Genomic DNA, 20,971 nt, shown 5'->3' on the forward strand with positions numbered 1-20,971 from the left:
AAGTTTACTTTACTTTTTATAAATATGTGAATGACATTAAAAATAAAGGAAGCAGATTGATGACAACGACATTCTTCCTTTATTTTTAATATTGAAGAGTGAATTTTGTGAAGGTTCATTATCATTTTTGCCGTTTGGAAAAGTCAACGAAACGGAATTTTTCGAGTTTATGACGACTATCTGTAAACTGAAATTGCTGTCCGTCTGCAAGATAAACTTTGGATTTGACAGAGACGACATGGTGGTCATTTCCAATGTTCATCAATATTTTATCGCGATTGGTGGCTGGATCAATTGTGATTTCTTTTTGGGCGTAAGAAATGTGCAGTCCCAGTTCATCTTCTAAATAAGCATAAATTGAATGCTCTGCAATTTCACGGCTAATAGAAGGGACAAAACTCTTATCAAGGTAATCAATATCCAAGACGGAGGCAATCCCGTCAACGACCCTTTGGCGAATAATCCGCCACACCAGACGGTATTCAGGAAAACCAGTAAGACTGGATAATTTTTTATCAACTGTAATTTTTTCTAACTGTATGACATTGGTTTTAGAATTCATTCCATGTTGCCGGACAAGTTCTTGGTAACTAGTTAGGTTGGAAACGGGAAAGTCAATCTGTTCTTGTTGGATGACTTTAGAGCCTTGACCTCTCATTTTTTGAATGAGACCAGCTTTTTGAAGCAAATCAAGCGATTTACGAATCGTGTCACGGCTGACCTTGTAGGCTTGGACAAGTTCGTGTTCGCTAGGAAGATAATCATTCATCTGATATTTCTCGTTTAGAATATCTTGTTCTAAGAGTTTAAAAATTTGTTCATATTTTTTCATGATATCCTCACTTGTTTTCTTTTTAGCATACAACTAAATAAATTTTACCAAAAAAGAGCTTTTTTTACTACAAACATCTTGCAGACATCTTTGGTATCGTTTACAATAAATGTATCAATCAATTGTACAATGATGAAAAAAAGAAGGAGAGTGTTAGGTTAAGCCTAGCCAAACAGAAAATGGGAAAATTTGAAAAAGACGCCAAGACCCTATTAGAGGCTATCGGCGGCAAGGAAAATGTCTCAGCTGTCAGCCATTGTGCAACTCGGATGCGCTTTGTATTGGCAGATGAAAAGAAGGCAGACGTACAAGCAATTGAAGCCATTCCAGCTGTAAAGGGAACTTTTACAAATGCAGGGCAGTTTCAAGTCATTATCGGAAATGATGTGCCGATTTTCTACAATGATTTTACAGCTGTTTCAGGGATTGAAGGAGTATCAAAAGAAGCAGCCAAAGCTGCTGCCAAAAGCAATCAGAATCCAGTACAACGTGTCATGACAATGCTGGCAGAAATTTTCACTCCAATTATTCCAGCCATTATCGTTGGGGGGCTGATTCTCGGTTTCCGCAATATTCTGGAAGGTGTACAGATTCAGGCACTCGGTCAAAAAATGGTTGACGGTGTTGCTCAGTTTGCTAAAGACGGTACTCCGATTTACAATACGATTGTGGATGTATCACAGTTCTGGAGCGGAGTAAACTCATTCTTGTGGCTGCCGGGTGAAGCGATTTTCCACTTCTTGCCAGTTGGTATTGTCTGGTCTGTTTCTCGTAAAATGGGAACCAGCCAAATCCTCGGTATCGTTTTGGGAATCTGTCTGGTGTCTCCTCAGTTACTTAACGCTTATGCAGTAGCTGGTACGCCAGCTTCAGAAATTGCTAAAAACTGGGTATGGGATTTTGGTTTCTTCACAGTTAGAAAAATTGGATACCAAGCACAAGTTATTCCAGCTCTGCTTGCAGGATTGTCGCTATCTTATCTTGAAATCTTCTGGCGCAAACGCATTCCAGAAGTTGTGTCCATGATTTTTGTGCCATTCTTATCCTTGATTCCAGCTTTGATTCTAGCGCATACAGTCCTTGGTCCAATTGGTTGGACACTTGGACAATGGCTGTCAACAGCGGTGCTTGCTGGTCTGACTGGTCCTGTTAAATGGCTCTTTGGTGCGATATTTGGTGCCCTCTATGCTCCGTTTGTTATCACTGGTCTGCACCACATGACCAATGCCATTGATACACAGCTGGTTGCAGATACAGGCGGTACGGCGCTATGGCCAATGATTGCCTTGTCCAATATCGCTCAAGGTTCAGCTGTATTTGCTTACTATCTGATGAACCGTCATAATGAACGTGAAGCACAGATTTCTCTGCCAGCAACGATTTCTGCTTATCTAGGTGTTACAGAACCAGCCCTTTTCGGGGTCAACGTGAAGTACGTCTACCCATTTGTGGCAGGGATGATTGGTTCTTCTATCGCAGGTCTCTTATCCGTAACCTTTAACGTAACAGCCAATGCTATCGGAATCGGTGGAATTCCAGGTATCTTATCTATCCAAGCTAAATACATGCTTCCATTCTTCCTTATTATGTTAGTAGCTATTGCAGTACCGATGATTTTGACTTTCTTCTTCCGCAAGACAGGCATGTTTACAAAGACAGAAGATGAAAGTGTCAAATCACCGCAAATTGAAGCCATTGACGAAGCAAAAGAAGCCGCTCCAAAAGTAGATTTTGCAGAAATTGCTAGCCCACTGGCTGGGGAAGTCAAAGAATTAAGCCAAGCAACCGACCCTGTCTTTGCTCAAGGCGTGATGGGACAAGGAGTTGTCATCCTTCCAAGTGAGGGAGAACTGGTGGCCCCTGTGAACGGGACGGTATCAGTGCTTTTCCCAACCAATCATGCTGTTGGAATCGTGTCAGATGAAGGTGTCGAATTACTCATGCATATCGGTATGGACACAGTTAATCTCGACGGCAAAGGTTTTGAAGCTCATGTGGCTCAAGGAGACAGAGTGAGCGTAGGTCAGAAACTGGTTAGTTTTGATATAGCAGCTATTCAGGAAGCTGGCTTAGTGACTGAAACACCTGTGATTATCACAAATCAAGAGCAATTTCAGGCTGATGAACAGAGAACATTACCGCGGACTGTCGAACGTGGAGATAAGCTGATGACAGCTACTCGAATCGGGTAAAATGTTTGATACGATCTATGGTGAGCAGGATTTTATCTAACGAATGGACAAATTTATCTCAGTAATCCATTTGCCTCACTACTGGAAATCCAAGCAGCAATCTCTTAACGAGAGGCAAAAAGGCTCGTACAAAGAATAAAAGTAACGATAAAGGGGAGGAGCGCAAGCCCCGCCTCTTTCTTTTAGAAAATAGAAAAGGAAGACAAATGGCATTAGATAAGACAAAAGTCGTCTATCAAATTTATCCAAAATCATTTAAAGACACGACTGGCAATGGGCTAGGAGATTTTCAAGGCGTTATTGAGAAAATTCCTTACCTCAAAGAATTAGGAGTGGATATGGTCTGGCTCAATCCTTTCTATCCCAGCCCGCAGCGTGATAATGGTTATGATATTTCAGATTATACGGCTGTCAACCCTCTTTTTGGGACGATGTCTGACTTTGAAGAGATGGTCCAAGTTGGGAAAGAATACGGCATTGACTTCATGCTGGATATGGTCTTAAATCATTGCTCGACCGAGCATGAATGGTTTCAAAAAGCTTTAGCTGGCGATCCGTACTACCAAGATTTTTTCTTTCTGCGTGATGAGCCGACAGACTGGCTGTCTAAGTTTGGCGGCAGCGCCTGGGCGCCTTTTGGAACAACGGGCAAGTATTACCTGCACCTCTTTGATGTGACGCAGGCTGATCTCAACTGGCGCAATCCTTATGTCCGCGAAGAACTTTTCAAAGTTGTCAATTTTTGGCGGGACAAGGGTGTCAAAGGTTTTCGCTTTGATGTCATCAATCTGATTGGAAAAGATGAGGTGTTGGAAAACTGTCCGAAAAATGATGGTAAGCCTGCCTATACGGATAAGCCCATTGTACATGACTACCTGCACATGCTGAATGAAGCGACTTTCGGACAGGCTGACTCATTTATAACTGTCGGAGAAATGAGTGCGACTACTATTGAAAACTGCATTCTCTATACAGATCCGGCACGTCACGAATTGTCTATGGCTTTCAATTTCCATCATTTGAAGGTGGATTATGAAAATGGTCAAAAATGGAGCTTGAAAAAATTTGATTTCGAGGAACTCAAGCGTCTTTTCCATACGTGGGGCAAGGAAATGAGTGACCATGATGGCTGGAGTGCTCTATTTTGGAACAACCACGACCAGCCACGTGCCTTAAATCGTTTTGTTGATGTTCAGCATTTCCGCAATGAAGGAGCAACCATGCTTGCGGCCAGCATTCATCTATCTCGCGGCACGCCGTATATTTATATGGGAGAAGAAATCGGCATGGTGGATCCAGACTATGACTCTATGGCAGATTATGTGGATGTGGAGTCTATCAATGCCTATCAGATGCTGCTGGAGCAAGGCAAAACACCAGAAGAAGCTTTTGCAATTATTCAGGCCAAATCTCGCGATAATTCTCGCACTCCTATGCAGTGGGATAATTCAGCGAATGCTGGCTTTACGACAGGCATCCCTTGGCTCAAAGCTGGGAAATCTTATCCTGAAATCAATGTTGAAAATGAGATGCAGGGCCCGATTTTCACTTTCTATCAAAAACTGATTGCTCTTCGCAAGGAGCTTCCTATCATTGCTGAAGGCAGCTATCGACCAGTTTATGAAGACAGTCAGCAAGTTTATGCTTTCGAGCGTCAATTGGGGGCCGAAAAACTTCTGGTACTCAATAACTTCTATCCAGATCCGATTACGATAGATATTTTACCAGAGTATCAAAATGGCGAAGTGCTCCTTTCTAATTATGAAGAAGCTCAAACAGCAGCAGTTGTAACCTTAAGACCTTATGAAAGTTTGGCAATTATTGTAAATAAACACTAAATGTAGCAATAAATCCTAAAATCGAAGAGAAAGCGTTTGCATTATCCTTCTGTTTTATTTATAATAATTACGGTAGAAATACATCTCAAGGAAATTTGATTTCCAAATTATGATGTAAAGGAGAATATATGAAAAAAACTTCAAAACAATTGCCTGTATTGTTTGCGGCAGCTATTTTGTTAGCTAGTAGCGTTCTAAGTCCTGTTGTTCAGGCAAATGAGGCGAGCTCTTCAAGTTCAGAAACTTCTGTAACAACGACTTCAGGTTCTAGTTCTGTTGCTTCGACAACTCAGTCGCAATCATCAGAAACAACTTCTGAAAGTTCAGCAAGCAGTACGAGTAGTACGAATGAGCCAAGTAGCACAAGCGAAGCAACACCTAAGACAGAAGCTTCAAGCAGTGAAGCAAGAGCCTCTGCTTCGGAATTTACCGAGGTAGCCAATATTGGTCAAATTCAAGGCGAAGCACATGAATCGCCTTATAATGGGAAAAAGGTGCGTGTGTCAAATATAGTCGTCACTAAAACGGATCAATATGGCTTTTATGCACAAGACATCAAAGCTGACGGGAACACAAAGACTTCAGATGCTATCTATGTAGTTTCAAAGGAAAAAGTAGCTGTTGGAGACCGATTGACGATTGAAGGTGAAGTTAAAGAAGGTTACATGGAGTCGCTCAGCGTCCGTCCGGGACAACAATTTCAAAAGCCGGCTGGTAGCTTGACTGTCACGCAATTGATAGCTTCAAAGGTAACAAAAGACGGAACAGCGGCATTGCCAGCTCCTGTCAATATTTCAGAGCGTATGCCAAAAGATGTCGTAGACAATACTCCGACTGTCTATGATCCAGAGCATGATGCTTTGGACTATTGGGAAAGTCTTGAAGGCATGTTGACAACAGTTAAAAAACCTCATGTGCTTGGACCACAATATCGCGGGGATATCTACCTGTTGCCTGCTGGTTATCAAGAATTACCGTTAAATAATATCGGTGGCGTCAATTTACGTCCGAATGTACAAAATACGGCAACCATTCCAGTTTATGTAGGAAATAAGTTTGTTGCCAAAGCCAAAGATTACTTTAATGAAGATGTTGTTGGAGTCGTGAGTTATCGCAGTAAAGTCTTTAAGTTGGAGACAACCCAATTGCCAGCATTGCAAGATGGTGGCTTGCAAAGAGAGGTTTCTAAACTTTACCCAAGTGAAGATAAATTGACGATTGCTTCTTACAATATCGAAAACTTCTCGGCGAACAATGCAGTGGGCGAAACACCTGATGCAAAAGTGGAGAAAATTGCCAAATCCTTTATCAATGAAATCCATAGTCCAGATATTATCACACTCATAGAAGTTCAAGATAATAACGGAAGTGTCAATGACGGCACAGTAAGTGGTGTTAAAAGCGGGGAAAAGTTAGCTGCTAAGATTAAACAATTAGGCGGCAAAGAGTATAAGTATGTCGAAGTAGCTCCTATTGACGGTGCAGACGGAGGAAAACCTGGCTCCAATATTCGTGTAGCTTTCTTGTACAATCCTCAACGAGTGAAGCTAGTAGAACGTGAAGCAGGAAGTAGCACAGAAACGGCTGCTTTCAAGGACGGTCATTTGGTGAAAAATCCTGCCAGAATAGACCCAGCTAATCCAGTCTTTGAAAAAGTTAGAAAATCTTTAGCAGCAGAGTTTGAATTTAAAGGCGAACGGATTGTCGTGATCGCCAATCATTTGAAATCCAAGCTCGGGGACGATGCGGTCTATGGTTCAAAACAGCCTGCAGTGCAAAATACATTAGCGCAGCGGATTGAGCAAGCTAAGTTGTTGAATGCCTTTGTCAAAGAAGGGTTGAAACAAAATCCTAATTTTAAATTTGTTTTGACTGGTGACTTCAATGATTTTGAATTTTCAGAGACAGCAAAAGCAGTTGCTGGTAATGAATTGGTAAATATGATGCTCAATCATGATGCAGCTGATCGGTATTCTTACTTCTACCGTGGCAGCAATCAAAGTTTAGACAATATCTTTGTTTCAAAAAATATTGCGGATAAAACAGTATTCTCACCAGTTCATATCAATGCTTCCTTTATGGAAGAACACGGTCGGGCGTCAGATCACGATCCCGTTATTGCACAGCTTGATTTTAGTCAGAAGAAAGGTAATACAACACTGACACAACCAACTGAACCAAAACCTTCTGGTGACACCACAATGCCACCAAATAAAGATGATAAACTAACTAAAAAGAGGATTTTACCATCTACGGGAACAACAGGCGCTGAAGTCGCTGTTGTAGGGAGTGTCATCTTAAACGCAACCCTCCTTTGGCGAAAGAAAGTGGTGGATTAAAAGGAATAGATGATAAACGAGAGAGTTTTAGACTTCTCTCGTTTTTTGAAAAATATTGAAAATGAAACTGAAAAACAGATTATTTTCTAAAAAATAGACAAATTGTGCCTCTATCTAGAAAAGAAGTGTTATAATAATAGTATAAAACGTTTTCAAGAGGATAAGACGATGGAAAAAGAAGTCATTGATTATGGAAAAGTAACAGGTATGGTCCATTCAACTGAAAGCTTTGGAGCTGTTGACGGGCCTGGTATCCGTTTCATTGTCTTTTTACAAGGTTGTAAGATGCGTTGTCAATATTGTCACAATCCAGATACATGGGCAATGGAAACAAATAATTCAAGAGAGCGAACGGTGGAAGACGTCTTGCAAGAAGCGCTTCGTTATCGTGGTTTTTGGGGTAAAAAAGGTGGGATTACAGTAAGTGGTGGTGAAGCCCTCTTGCAGATTAATTTTGTGACGGCTCTCTTTACCAAGGCTAAAGAGCTGGGGATTCATTGTACTTTAGATACTTGTGCGATGCCTTTCCGCAATACGCCAGAGTATCTCAAAGTTTTTGATCGCCTGCTTGAAGTGACTGATTTAGTGTTGCTGGATATTAAAGAAATCAACGATGCCCAGCATAAATTTGTAACAGGACATACCAATAAAAATATTTTGGAATGTGCAAAATATCTATCTGATAAAGGTGTTCCAATGTGGATTCGTCATGTTTTGGTTCCGACTTTGACAGACCGTGATGACGACTTAAAAGAGTTAGGTGAGTTTGTCAAAACCTTAAAAACAGTTGATAAATTTGAAGTGCTGCCGTATCATACAATGGGAGAATTCAAATGGCGTGAATTGGGTATTCCTTATCCATTAGAAGGCATAAAACCACCAACTGCTGACCGAGTAAAAAATGCCAAAGAGCTTATGAAAACAGAATCCTATACCGAGTACATGAACCGCGTACACAATAGTTGATACAAAAAAGTGAAATGTTAATAAGCACTCAAGGAGTTAGCCAGAAAAACTGACGATTAAGTGCTTTTCTATTCCTCTCTTTGTGAAAATCTTAAAATTGTGCTAAAATAAAGTATATAAAAAGTTTACGAGGTACGATTATGTCTAAAATTTTAGTTTTCGGTCATCAAAATCCAGATTCAGATGCGATTGGCTCAGCTGTGGCCTTTGCTTATCTTGCGCGTGAAGCTTATGGCTTGGATACAGAAGCAGTGGCTCTTGGGACTCCAAATGAAGAAACAGCGTTTGTCTTGGATACTTTTGGTGTAAAAGCACCGCGTGTGGTGACATCTGCCAAAGCAGAAGGAGTTGAGCAAGTCATTTTAACAGACCATAATGAATTTCAACAATCTATTTCTGACATTGCAGAAGTAGAAGTGTATGGCGTTGTGGATCATCACCGTGTAGCGAATTTTGAAACAGCCAGCCCACTTTATATGCGTTTGGAGCCTGTTGGTTCAGCTTCTTCTATCGTTTATCGTATGTTTAAAGAATCTGGTGTAGCTGTACCAAAAGAACTTGCAGGCTTGATGCTCTCAGGTTTGATTTCAGACACGCTTCTTCTGAAATCACCAACCACTCATCCGAGTGATAAAGTGATTGCACCTGAGTTGGCAGAGCTTGCAGGAGTTGATTTGGAAAAATACGGTTTGGCTATGCTTAAAGCTGGAACGAACTTAGCAAGCAAATCTGCCGAAGAATTGATTGATATTGATGCTAAAACATTTGAATTAAACGGAAATCAAGTTCGTGTGGCACAGGTCAACACAGTTGATATTGCAGAAGTTTTAGAACGCCAAGCAGAACTGGAAGCAGCTATTGAAAAAACAAACGCAGCCAATGGTTATTCTGACTTTGTTTTAATGATTACTGACATTGTTAATTCAAACTCGGAAATCCTGGCAATCGGTCGCAATATGGACAAGGTAGAAGCAGCTTTCAACTTTGTTCTTGAAAACAACCACGCTTTCCTTGCTGGAGCTGTTTCTCGTAAGAAACAAGTCGTTCCGCAATTAACAGAAAGTTTTAATGCTTAAGAATAGAACAAAAAGGGAGTTTCGGCTCCTTTTTTGATACAATAGTTCTATGAAGACTCAAGATTTACAAAACGGGGATTTGCTTTTTGTGTCTAGTCAATCTGATATGGCAGAAGCTATTCAGCAATCAACTGGGCGGTATAACCATGTGGCAATCTTTTTTGACGGCTGGATGTACCATGCGACAAGTGAGCAAGGGGTCATAAAGCAGCCGATAGAAGAGTTTTTACAGGTTGATGAATCCTATACTGTTTATGCTTTTCCTGACATAGATGCGAAAGCTGTCTGGGAAAGAGCGGAGCAGCATCTTTACAAGCCTTATAATAATAGCTTTTATCCAAATACGACAGGTTTTTACTGTTCTGAATATATTGCGGAAGTCCTCCCCATTTTTGAAACCATTGCTATGCAGTTCGGTGATGAAGATGAGGAAGTTGCTCCTTTTTGGCAGCAGTATTACAAGGAATTGGGGCTAGCTGTTCCTCTTCATCAGCCGGGAACCAATCCTAGCCAATTGGCTCAATCCGAAAAATTAGTTTACAAAGGAAGATTAGATGATTAAAGTAATCAATCCCAGTCGTTTGACACATCAGCCCTTTTTTCATGAATTGATAAATTACTTAGATCAACATGACGATGTTACTTTGCGAGAGATAAAGCGTGAGTTTGCAAATTTTCCCAATATTGATCGCTCTATAGAGGATTATATCAAGGCAGGCTATGTGCTTCGGGAAAATAAACGCTATCATCAAAGCGTTCCTCTGTTGGAAAATGTGACGGCTTTGTCTTTGGATCAGGAAGTCTTTGTGCGAGATGACAGTCCTCTTTATCAAGAATTGCTGAATATGCGTTTTGAGACGCATTTAACCAATCAAACAAACCAAGCTATTTTAGTAGAAAAAACGGATTTTCTCAGAGAGCAGTTGACGCTTTCCAATTATTTTTATAGGTTGAAACAACAATATCCATTGACCAATCAGCAACGAAAACTCTATGATTTGGTAGGAGATGTGAATCCTGAGTATGCTTTAAAATATATGACGACCTTCCTCTTAAAATATGGTCGCAAAACTGAGCTGATGCAGAAACGGCGTGATATTTTTGTAGATGCTCTAGTGATTTTAGGTTATATTGCGCCTAACGAGACTGGGAAATATGAATTAAAATTGGATTTTGATAAGGAAACATTGACCTTTCGTGTAAAGAAAGCATTAGATAAACCTTAGAATAATAAAATTTTAAGGTTTATTTGATAGATTTATAAGTATAAGGTTTAAGTTTAGCAAGAATTGGTAGTCACTAAATCATTTCATGAAAGGAATGTATCGTGAATCTTTTAGCAAAAATTCGTCCGTCTCAGCCGTTGAAGTATTTGAAATGGTTTGATATTGTCATTGTGACAGCTCTGTTGTTTGGACAATTTATTTATCGTTCAACAGAACTTTATCTTGCGAGCTTGTCACCGTCCACTACGGCAGCAGTAACAGATACAGCTAGTAAAATAGCAAGTGACGGAGCAGCTTATTCCAGTAATTTAGAATTGCAGCTTCTCATGTTAGCTTTGACGATAGCCTATTTAATACTTCGCCGTTTTGACTTTAAGCAGTTGCCAATTCGTTTATCGTGGTCTGTACTCTTTTGGGTTCCATTTATCTTTGCGGTTATGGGGATTCTCGCGGATACAGTGACGACCCTTAGCGGAGAATACAATTATTTTGATCCGCAATTGTGGAAATATATTGATCTGACGGAAATTTTCCGCAAATTTATTGATTTGACACCTATGGCTATTCTCTATGCTTTGCTCAATGGCTTCTATGAAGAATTTTTCTTTTTAGGTTTATTGACCTCAGTAAAAGATAAATATAAGTGGTGGGTTCTTCTTTATTCGACGATTATTCGCGTTTCTTTCCATACCTATCAAGGAATGCTCTGGGCACTGACAATTGGTGTTGGCTTTGGAATTCTCTATTATTTTCTTTACAAATATAAGGTTAAAAACCTCTTACCATTCTTCCTCGTGCATGCACTTGCAGATATGTTTGGGTCAAGTCTGATGTATGTTTTGATTAGTTGGAGAAAGTAAAGTCATAAAGCAAGATTTTGATTTCTGAAGAATTGTGCTCATCTCTCCTTGCTAGTATAAATTTTCTTAAATAATTAAAGGTCGAAAACGTTTGTTTCGACCTTTATTGTTTTCTATAAATATTTTTCAGCGATGGCATAATCACCTAGATAGTCTGCTTTTTCTCCGTTGATAATTTGGTAACAATCTGCGCCTTTACCAGCTAAAATGACAGCATCGCCTTCTCTGTTAGTTAAGCTAAGGGCTGTTTTAATGGCTTCTTTGCGGTCAGCAATCATATCAACATCAAAGGATATGTAAGAAGCAATTTCTTTTGCGATGGCAATTGGATCTTCGTAATTTGGATCATCTGCTGTCAGGATAACGGTCAATTCTGGATGTTGATTGATTAGTAGACCAAAATCTTTGCGACGGCTTTCTCCTTTATTTCCAGTTGCACCGAGCACCAAAATAATCTTACCTTTTTGATGTTCTTGAACGACCGATAGGAGATTAGCGAGACTGACACCATTGTGTGCGTAGTCCACAAACACTTTGGCACCATTTTTTTGAGTCAGCACTTCCATACGTCCAGGGACACGCGTAGCAGCAATGCCTTTTTTTATATCAGAAATAGTGGCACCTAAGCGTAGACAGGCAAGGCTAGCAGCAAGTGCATTTTCTTGGTTAAAACGTCCGATTAGCTGAATGTCAAATTTTTCTGTGAGGATTCCGCTTGTTTCAAAAGAAAAGGCTTGCGAATGATGAATTTGATTGTCTGAATGCTGTCCGTAGAAATCATGCTCCATGGAAGCAACTTGCTCAGCCAAAACTTCAAAATGGTCCATTTCGCTATTAACGACAACAGCTCGGCTATTTTCCATGAGGAGTCGCTTATGATAAAAATAATCTTCAAATGTCGGATGTTCAATTGGTCCGATATGATCAGGGCTGATATTAAGGAAAACACCAACGTCAAAGGTCAAACCATAAACCCGCTTTTTCAGATAAGCCTGACTGGAAACTTCCATGATGAGATGAGTCCGTCCATTTTCAACAGCTGTCGCCATCATTTTGAACAAATCCAAGCTTTCCGGTGTTGTCAAAGCAGATTTGAAAAAATGTTCTCCGTCGAGCGTCGTGTTCATAGTAGACAAGAGGGCTGGCTTATGACTTTGCTGGAGGATATGATAGGCGAAATAAGCAGAAGTGGTCTTTCCTTTGGTTCCTGTAAAAGCGAGCAATTTGAGTTTATCTTGTGGATTGCCATAAAATTCCATGGCAAGAAGGCTCATGGCTTGTTTTACGTCATTGACTATGAGAGCAGGAATTCCCACTTCAAAATCCATTTCACTGATATAAAGCCGTAGACCTGCTGTCACTGCGTTTTCCAAGAATTCTTTTTTAAAATTGTCACCCTTGACAAAGAAAAGAGTGGAAGCATCCACTTCACGACTGTCATAGCTGATTTTTTCAAAAACAAGATTACGATAATGATAAAAATATTGTCCCTTGTCGATAATCTCGCGGAAATTGTGATCGTTTTTTAAAATGTTTAATGCGTTTTCAATTGTTATCATACTTCTATTGTAAACTTAATGGCGAGGTTTTACAAGCGGAAAGGAAAAGTTTATAATAAGATGAGACTATTTTTAGAGGTTATGTATGGACCAACAAACAACAAATCAACAAAAACAAATGCTGCTAGGAACAGCTTGGCTGACAGCTAGTAACTTTATTAGCCGCTTTTTAGGGGCAATTTATATCATTCCTTGGTATATCTGGATGGGGAAACACGGTGCAGAGGCCAATGGATTGTTTACTATGGGCTACAATATTTATGCTTGGTTTCTTCTGATTTCTACGGCAGGAGTTCCAGTTGCAGTCGCCAAGCAAGTCGCCAAGTACAATACGATGGATCAAAAAGATCATAGTTTTACTCTCATTCGTGAATTTTTGAAATTCATGCTCTTGTTGGGGGTCATTTTTGCAGTTGTGATGTATCTTTTATCACCGTTCTTTGCGCGTGTATCAGGAGTTGGGAAAGAGCTGATTCCGGTCATGCAAAGTTTGTCGTGGGCTGTGCTAGTATTTCCAGCCATGAGTGTTATTCGTGGATTTTTCCAAGGTTTTAACAATTTAAAACCGTATGCCATGAGCCAGATTGCTGAACAAGTCATTCGTGTGATTTGGATGTTACTTGCAACATTCTTCATTATGAAATTGGGCACTAAAGATTATGTTGCTGCAGTGACCCAATCTACTTTTGCAGCCTTTGTCGGTATGTTTGCCAGTATGGCGGTTTTGGTTTATTTTCTTTGGAAGACCAATCTCTTGACATCTATCTTACACAAACCGGCTAATAGTGCTGAAATCAACAGCCGTGCTTTGCTGGTGGATACGATTCGTGAAGCCATTCCTTTTATCATCACGGGTTCTGCTATTCAGCTTTTCCAAATCATTGACCAGATGACATTTATCAATACGATGAAATGGTTCACCAATTATAGCAATTCTCAGCTGGTGGTTATGTTCAGTTATTTCTCTGCCAATCCAAATAAGATTACCATGATTTTGATTGCAGTAGCAACTTCGATCGGCGGTGTGGGGATTCCCTTGCTGACAGAAAACTATGTCAAAGGTGATTTAAAGGCGGCTGCGCGCTTAGTTCAAGATAATTTGAGTATGTTACTGCTGTTTCTTTTACCAGCAACGATTGGTTCTGTCTTAGTAGCGCGGTCATTATACACGATTTTCTACGGACGACCAGATAGTTTGGCCTTGGGGCTCTTCATTTTTGCTATGTTACAGACGATTATTCTTGGCGTCTATACTGTCTTATCGCCAATGATTCAGGCGCTTTTCCAAAATCGTAAAGCAATTATCTATTTTGGTTATGGAGTTCTTGTTAAGCTCATTTTGCAAATTCCATTTATTTATCTGTTCAGAGCTTACGGCCCCTTGCTTGCGACTACTATTGGACTTATTGTTCCAATCATTCTGATGTACCAACACATTCGTCAAGTAACTGGACTCAATCAAACCATTCTCTTCAAACGGAGTTTGTTGATTGGGATTTTAACAGCAGTTATGGCTCTTTTGATTGCCATTGTGGAAGTCGTACTTGGCTTTGTCTTTCATCCAAGTGGACGCATTTCGAGTATGATTTATTTGGTTATCATCGGTGGCTTGGGCATGGCTATTTATGGAGCAATGGCTTTGCGAGTCCGTTTGCTAGACCGCTTTATTGGTGAGAAAGCTCAAACCTTACGTCAAAAATTTCATATTCATTAAAAAGCCGAAAGGCTTTTTAATATTGTAGAAAATTTATAAGAATTAAGATATAATGAAATTGGTTATTGTGAGAATAAACATCTATGATTTGATAATCTTTTAATAGCTATTATAGTTATTAACTATATCTAGCTCTTGAAAAGAACAAAATACAGTATTTTCGTAAGATGTTACAATAGAATCACTTAGAATAATAAAGGTTGATTGATTCTATTTCGATCTTATGGAGCTTATTATGGATAAAAAATTACAATTAGATACTCTTTTAGCTCATGCTGGTATTAAAACAGATGAAGCAACAGGTGCATTGACAACTCCTTTGCATTTTTCAACGACCTATCAGCATCCAGAATTTGGAAAATCCACTGGATATGACTATACGCGCACGAAAAACCCAACGCGAAGCAGCTTGGAAAAGACGTTAGCAGCCATTGAGTATGCGGATTATGCATTAGCTACGAGCTCAGGAATGAGCGCCATTGTTTTGGCTTTTAGTGTTTTTCCAGTTGGAAGCAAGGTTCTAGCAGTTCGTGACCTTTATGGCGGTTCTTTTCGCTGGTTTCATCAAGTGGAGCAAGAAGGGCGCTTTCACTTTACATATGCAAATACGGAAGAAGAATTACTTGCCGCTTTAACAGAGGATATAGATGTGGTGTATCTGGAAACCCCGACGAATCCGTTAATGCTTGAGTTTGATATTGCGGCTATTGCAGAAAAAGCTCATGCAAAAGGTGCAAAGGTTATTGTAGATAACACATTTTATACTCCAATCTATCAACGTCCTTTGGAAAATGGAGCGGATCTTGTGCTACATTCAGCAACTAAGTACTTAGGAGGACATAATGATGTTCTGGCTGGTGCTCTTATGACGAGTGACAAAGAGCTTTATAAGAATCTATTCTACAATCTCAATACGACAGGAGCTGTCTTATCTCCATTTGATAGTTATCTCTTGCTTCGAGGTTTGAAAACTTTGTCTCTACGTATGGAACGTTCAACAAAAAACGCACAAGCTGTAGCAGCTTTCTTGAAAGATTCGCCAGCAGTAAAAGAGGTTCTCTATCCGGGAAAAGGCAGCATGATTTCCTTTAAAATCAAAAATGAAGCAGTTATTCCACATTTGCTAAATACGTTAAAAGTCTTTACCTTTGCAGAAAGCTTGGGGGGAGTAGAAAGTTTGATTACCTATCCTGCGACTCAGACACACGCAGATATTCCAGCTGACGTGCGGAAATCCTACGGTTTAACAGATGACTTATTGCGATTGTCCATTGGAATCGAAGACAGCCAAGACTTGATCACAGATTTAAAATTTGCTTTGGAGGTATAATATGAGCAAATACAATTTTCAAACAGCACCGAATCGCTTATCTCACCACACTTATAAGTGGAAAGAGACAGAGACAGACCCTCAATTACTGCCGGCGTGGATTGCAGATATGGACTTTGAGGTCATGCCGGAAGTAAAAAATGCGATTCATGACTATGCAGAGCAGTTGGTTTATGGCTATACTTATGCGAGTGATGAGCTGCTCCAAGCGGTGTTGGATTGGGAAAAGAGCGAACATCGGTATTCGTTTGATAAGGAAGATATCGTTTTTGTAGAAGGTGTTGTGCCAGCTATTTCTCTTGCGATTCAAGCCTTTACCAAAGAGGGAGACGCTGTTTTAATCAATTCTCCTGTTTATCCACCTTTTGCTCGTAGCGTTCGCTTAAACAATCGAAAATTGGTATCTAATTCTCTCAAAGAAGAAAACGGTTTGTTTCAAATTGACTTTGAGCAATTGGAAAAAGAGATTGTCGAAAATAATGTGAAATTGTATCTTCTTTGCAGTCCGCACAATCCCGGAGGACGTGTTTGGGAAAGAGAGGTTTTGGAAAGAATCGGTCATCTTTGTCAAAAACACCAGGTTATCTTGGTATCAGATGAGATTCATCAAGATTTGACCTTGTTTGGTCATGAGCATGTTTCCTTTAATACCATTTCACCTGATTTTAAAGAATTTGCCATCATACTGTCTAGTGCTACCAAGACCTTTAATATTGCAGGGACTAAAAATTCCTATGCTGTTATTGAAAATCCTTCATTACGTGCGCAGTTTAAACGTCAGCAGCTTGCCAATAACCACCATGAAGTGTCAAGTTTAGGTTATATTGCGACAGAAACGGCCTATCGTTATGGCAAACCTTGGTTAGTGGCACTAAAAGCTGTTTTAGAAGAAAATATTAAATTTGCGGTGGATTATTTTGCCAAAGAAGCTCCGCGATTAAAAGTTATGAAACCACAAGGAACTTATCTAATTTGGCTTGATTTTAGCGATTATGGTTTGACAGATGATGAACTTTTTACTTTGTTGCATGACCAAGCCAAAGTCATTCTCAATCGAGGAAGTGACTATGGAAAAGAGGGCGAACTTCATGCAAGGCTGAATATTGCAGCGCCTAAGTCTTTAGTAGAAGAGATTTGCAAGAGAATTGTACGTTGTTTGCCACAATAAGAATGAAAAGAAATTTTCAGAAACAGCCATTTGGGGTTGACAATCATTCTTAAGTGGAGTATAGTTAGTATGAAAAATCGGTAGGTGAGGCTACCATAGGGATATGGATGACTACCGCAAAGTAGTGGAGACACTACGCGTTGGTTAGCAGTTGAGATCGCTAAGGTTTCGACTAATGTCATTTCACCGCCCTACGGAGTTAAAGCTTGAACGGTAACACAAGACATACAGTCCTGCCATGTTTTTCATGGTAGGATTTTATTGTTTTTTAGCTGATTTTTTAAAAGGAAACTGCAGGGGAAAGGAGTGAGGAATATGGCAAATGATGATCACCCGAGTCAACAGAAAATCAGTCGATTACCATACATGAGTATTCCTCATGCTCCCTTTGTAATCGACTCTAACAAATGAAGGAATCTGAGATCAATAGAAATATTGCAGCTCAGATAGTCTTAGATAGAGGAGAAAATCAGTGAAAACAGCAAAAGAAAGATTAACAGATGCTCTTCGTATGTCTGTAGGGGACACGATGACCTTTTTCAACACTTCCAGAGCAGGACTGACAGAAGAGCAAGTTGAAGAAAATCGCGACTTATATGGCGAAAATGAATTGACAAAAGGGCAAGAAGATTCAATTTTTAAAAAGATTTATGAGTCCATTATCAATCCCTTTACCGTTATTCTCTTACTCATTGCATTGGTGTCTTTGGTGACCAATGTTTGGCTGGCAAAGCCTGGGCAAGAAGACCCGACAACATTTATCATTATCGTTGTCCTTGTCTTGTTGTCTGGCAGCATTCGCTTTGTGCAAGAATTGCGGAGCGACAAAGCAGCCAGCAATCTTTCACGTATGATTGTCAATACAGTGACAGTTGTTCGTGAGGGAAAAGAGCAAGAAATTCCGATTACAGAATTAGTAGTAGGAGACATTATCCGCTTGAGTGCAGGAGATATGCTACCAGCAGATGTGCTAATCTTGGATTCGCGCGACTTCTTTGTGCAACAGTCAGGTTTGACAGGCGAAAGTGATGCTGTTGAAAAAATGGCGCTGGATAAATGCGAGACAAAAGAGGCAGATAGCTTGCTTGAATCTGAAGCACTTGGCTTTATGGGAACCAATGTGATTTCTGGTCGTGCCATTGCCCTTGTTCTGGTCGTTGGAGATGATACCAAGATGGGTGCTATTGAGCAAACGCTCAATACTTATGATGAACCAACTTCATTTGAGCGGGAAATGAACAGCATTTCATGGTTGCTCATTCGTCTCATGTTGGTACTTGTACCCGTTGTCTTTCTTATCAATGGTCTGACAGACGGAGATTGGCTGGAGGCTGGTGTATTTGCACTTAGTGTCGGTGTCGGTTTGACACCAGAAATGCTGCCTATGGTCATCACTGCGAGTTTGGCTAAGGGTTCCATTCTTATGGCAAAAGAAAAAGTTGTTATCAAGAAACTTAATGCCATTCAAGATTTGGGAGCGATTGATATTCTTTGCACGGATAAGACGGGAACGCTGACACAAGATGAGATTGTCTTGGAATATCCGCTTGATATTCATGGAGACCTTGATTTAGCCGTTCTTCGCAGGGCGTATCTCAATTCGTATTATCAAACAGGGTTAAAAAATCTGATGGATCGTGCTATTATCAATCGGACAGAAAAAGAAGCAGAAAAGCACGAAATTGTTCGTAATTTAGACCAAACTTTTAAGAAAATTGATGAATTGCCTTTTGATTTTGAACGCCGCCGCATGAGTGTGCTAGTTCGAGATGATGAAAATGTCGTTAGCATGGTAACAAAAGGTGCTTTGGAGGAAATGCTATCCATTTCAAATTATGTCGAAGATAAAGGGAAAATCCTTCCTTTGACGGAAGAAATTCGTCAAGAAATTTTAGCAGAAGTTTCACAGTTAAATGAACAAGGACTGCGCGTGCTGGGCGTCAGCTATCGCTCAGACTTAGATGCTGACTATGAATACACAGTAGAAGATGAATCTGATATGATTTTGACGGGGTATCTTGCCTTTCTTGACCCGCCAAAACCTTCTGCGGCGCCTGCTATCAAGGCTTTAGCAGAATATGGTGTTGCCACCAAAATTTTGACAGGTGACAATGAAAAAGTCACAGAAGCGGTCTGTGAGAAAGTTGGTTTAGATGCAGAACATATCCTACTTGGCTCTGTGATTGAAACGATGTCAGATGAAAAATTGAGCAAGGTAGTTGAAACTACAACTGTTTTTGCAAAATTATCTCCTGACCAAAAAGCGCGTATCATTTTGCAGCTGAAAGCAAATGGGCACAAGGTTGGTTATATGGGAGACGGCATCAATGATGCACCTTCTATGAAAGTAGCTGATGTAGGGATTTCAGTTGATACAGCTGTCGATATTGCTAAAGAAACAGCTGATGTTATCCTATTAGATAAGGACTTGTTGGTGCTTGAAAAAGGCTTGGTGGAAGGTCGCAAAGTCTATGCTAATATGACCAAATATATCAAGATGACAGTCAGTTCCAACTTCGGGAACATCTTTTCCTTGTTGATTTCAAGTATTTTCCTACCATTTTTGCCTATGGCACCGATTCATCTGATTGTGCTAAATTTGGTGTATGACATTTCTTGTATCGCTTTGCCGTTTGACAATGTCGACTGTGAATTTTTACAAAAACCGCGCATTTGGAGTGCAAAATCCATTACTCGTTTCATGGCTTGGATTGGTCCAATCAGTTCTATTTTTGACTGTATGACCTTCTTGATTTTGTTCTTTATCGTTGCACCGATGATGACAGGTTCTGTTTACCATCATGGGATGTCTAGCGAATTCATCACCATTTTCCAAACAGGTTGGTTTATTGAGTCCATGTGGACGCAAACCATGGTTATCTATATGCTGCGCTCACCTAAACTGCCATTTATTCAAAGCAGACCGGCTTTGTCTGTAGTTATGACAACGCTAGCAGCCGTGTTCTTTGTAACCTTATTGCCCTACGGTCCTTTTGCAGCGCTTTTAAAAGTGGCTCCATTAAACGGTACTTATTTCTTATTCTTAATCCTTGTCATGATTTTGTATATGGCAAGTATTACGTTTGTGAAGCATCTTTATATTAAGAAATACCATGAATGGTTGTAAGCAATTGACAATCTTTGAAAAGGCTTGTTTGTCACGAGCCTTTTTTATGTTTTTTTGATATAATAAGAAGAATAAATTGAAAGAAGGAACACCAATCATGGAAAAATTTCAAGTGATCGCACATCCGCTCATTCAGCATAAATTGTCTATCTTACGTCGTACGGATACCTCTACTAAGGCTTTTCGTGAGTTAGTAAATGAAATTGCTATGCTGATGGGCTATGAAGTTTTACGTGACTTACCATTAGAAGATGTGGAAATTGAAACGCCCATTACAAAGACGGTTCAAAAACAATTGGCTGGTAAAAAATTAGCCATTGTCCCAATCTTACGTGCAGGTATCGGTATGGTGGACGGTCTTTTGAGCCTTGTGCCAGCTGCTAAAGTCGGACATATTGGCATGTATCGCGACGAAGAAACCCTAAAACCAGTTGAGTACCTTGTGAAGTTACCAGAAGACATTAGCCAACGTCAAATCTTTGTGGTAGATCCCATGCTGGCGACAGGTGGTTCAGCTATTTTAGCCATTGATTCATTGAAAAAACGCGGTGCGCACAATATTAAATTTGTCTGTCTTGTTTCAGCGCCAGAAGGTGTGAAAGCCTTACAAGAAGCTCACCCAGACGTGGAAATCTTTACAGCAGCCCTTGATGATCATTTGAATGAAAACGGCTATATCGTTCCAGGATTGGGAGATGCAGGAGATCGTCTTTTTGGTACAAAATAATGAGTTTTATGTTTGAC

Annotated in this window: 15 protein-coding genes and 1 riboswitch; of the genes, 13 read left to right on the forward strand and 2 right to left on the reverse strand. The window is 40.0% G+C overall.

Features of this window, described 5'->3' with window-relative positions:
* Positions 1-121 precede the first annotated feature (121 nt).
* Complete coding sequence (treR, locus tag RG565_RS04755; protein WP_025271928.1) at positions 122-832, reverse strand: trehalose operon repressor; 711 nt, start codon at positions 830-832, stop codon at positions 122-124.
* A gap of 179 nt (positions 833-1,011) precedes the next feature.
* Between treR and treP the strand changes: the two genes are divergently transcribed.
* The 8 genes from treP (at position 1,012) to RG565_RS04795 (ending at position 11,329) form a co-directional block, all read left to right on the forward strand.
* Positions 1,012-3,024, forward strand: a complete 2,013-nt coding sequence (gene treP, locus RG565_RS04760; protein WP_247936798.1) for a PTS system trehalose-specific EIIBC component — start codon at positions 1,012-1,014, stop codon at positions 3,022-3,024.
* A gap of 206 nt (positions 3,025-3,230) precedes the next feature.
* Positions 3,231-4,862: an alpha,alpha-phosphotrehalase gene (gene treC, locus RG565_RS04765; protein WP_247936799.1), complete on the forward strand. Its 1,632-nt coding sequence runs from the start codon at positions 3,231-3,233 to the stop codon at positions 4,860-4,862.
* A gap of 128 nt (positions 4,863-4,990) precedes the next feature.
* Positions 4,991-7,201 (forward strand): endonuclease/exonuclease/phosphatase family protein, encoded by a 2,211-nt coding sequence (locus RG565_RS04770; protein ID WP_247936800.1) that lies wholly within the window; start codon positions 4,991-4,993, stop codon positions 7,199-7,201.
* Positions 7,202-7,369: 168 nt separating this feature from the next.
* The gene (gene pflA / locus RG565_RS04775; protein ID WP_003043316.1) at positions 7,370-8,167 is read left to right on the forward strand and encodes a pyruvate formate-lyase-activating protein; all 798 of its coding nucleotides are present in this window, start codon (positions 7,370-7,372) and stop codon (positions 8,165-8,167) included.
* A 140-nt stretch (positions 8,168-8,307) separates the two neighbouring features.
* Entirely contained in the window at positions 8,308-9,243 is a 936-nt protein-coding gene (locus RG565_RS04780) for a manganese-dependent inorganic pyrophosphatase (protein ID WP_003025664.1), read from the forward strand.
* Between the two features lie 49 nt (positions 9,244-9,292).
* On the forward strand, positions 9,293-9,805 hold the full coding sequence (locus RG565_RS04785; protein WP_247936801.1) for a YiiX/YebB-like N1pC/P60 family cysteine hydrolase: 513 nt from the start codon (positions 9,293-9,295) through the stop codon (positions 9,803-9,805).
* Positions 9,798-10,469, forward strand: coding sequence for a DUF1803 domain-containing protein (locus tag RG565_RS04790; RefSeq protein ID WP_247936802.1), 672 nt, complete (start codon positions 9,798-9,800; stop codon positions 10,467-10,469). Before RG565_RS04785 ends, RG565_RS04790 begins: the two co-directional genes overlap by 8 nt.
* 101 nt (positions 10,470-10,570) lie before the next feature.
* Positions 10,571-11,329 (forward strand): CPBP family intramembrane glutamic endopeptidase, encoded by a 759-nt coding sequence (locus RG565_RS04795; protein WP_151379954.1) that lies wholly within the window; start codon positions 10,571-10,573, stop codon positions 11,327-11,329.
* A gap of 113 nt (positions 11,330-11,442) precedes the next feature.
* Here RG565_RS04795 and RG565_RS04800 read toward each other — a convergent pair whose 3' ends face one another.
* Positions 11,443-12,888: a UDP-N-acetylmuramoyl-L-alanyl-D-glutamate--L-lysine ligase gene (locus RG565_RS04800; RefSeq protein WP_247936803.1), complete on the reverse strand. Its 1,446-nt coding sequence runs from the start codon at positions 12,886-12,888 to the stop codon at positions 11,443-11,445.
* A gap of 85 nt (positions 12,889-12,973) precedes the next feature.
* Between RG565_RS04800 and RG565_RS04805 the strand changes: the two genes are divergently transcribed.
* From RG565_RS04805 to upp, 5 genes are all read left to right on the forward strand, one after another.
* Complete coding sequence (locus RG565_RS04805; protein WP_247936804.1) at positions 12,974-14,602, forward strand: polysaccharide biosynthesis protein; 1,629 nt, start codon at positions 12,974-12,976, stop codon at positions 14,600-14,602.
* 235 nt (positions 14,603-14,837) lie between these two features.
* On the forward strand, positions 14,838-15,932 hold the full coding sequence (locus RG565_RS04810; RefSeq protein WP_195673655.1) for a cystathionine gamma-synthase: 1,095 nt from the start codon (positions 14,838-14,840) through the stop codon (positions 15,930-15,932).
* 1 nt (position 15,933) lies between these two features.
* A complete protein-coding gene (locus RG565_RS04815) occupies positions 15,934-17,100 on the forward strand; it encodes a MalY/PatB family protein (protein WP_247936805.1) in 1,167 nt (388 codons plus the stop codon).
* Between the two features lie 69 nt (positions 17,101-17,169).
* Positions 17,170-17,322: riboswitch (M-box (ykoK) riboswitch) on the forward strand.
* A 250-nt stretch (positions 17,323-17,572) separates the two neighbouring features.
* On the forward strand, positions 17,573-20,227 hold the full coding sequence (gene mgtA, locus RG565_RS04820) for a magnesium-translocating P-type ATPase (protein WP_247936806.1): 2,655 nt from the start codon (positions 17,573-17,575) through the stop codon (positions 20,225-20,227).
* 97 nt (positions 20,228-20,324) lie between these two features.
* Positions 20,325-20,954 carry a uracil phosphoribosyltransferase gene (upp, locus tag RG565_RS04825; RefSeq protein WP_003025639.1) on the forward strand — a complete coding sequence of 210 codons (630 nt, stop codon included), beginning with the start codon at positions 20,325-20,327 and terminating at the stop codon, positions 20,952-20,954.
* Positions 20,955-20,971: the final 17 nt, after the last annotated feature.

It is taken from the genome of Streptococcus sp. IsoGale021, from assembly GCF_031142795.1.
Taxonomy (GTDB): domain Bacteria; phylum Bacillota; class Bacilli; order Lactobacillales; family Streptococcaceae; genus Streptococcus; species Streptococcus hominis.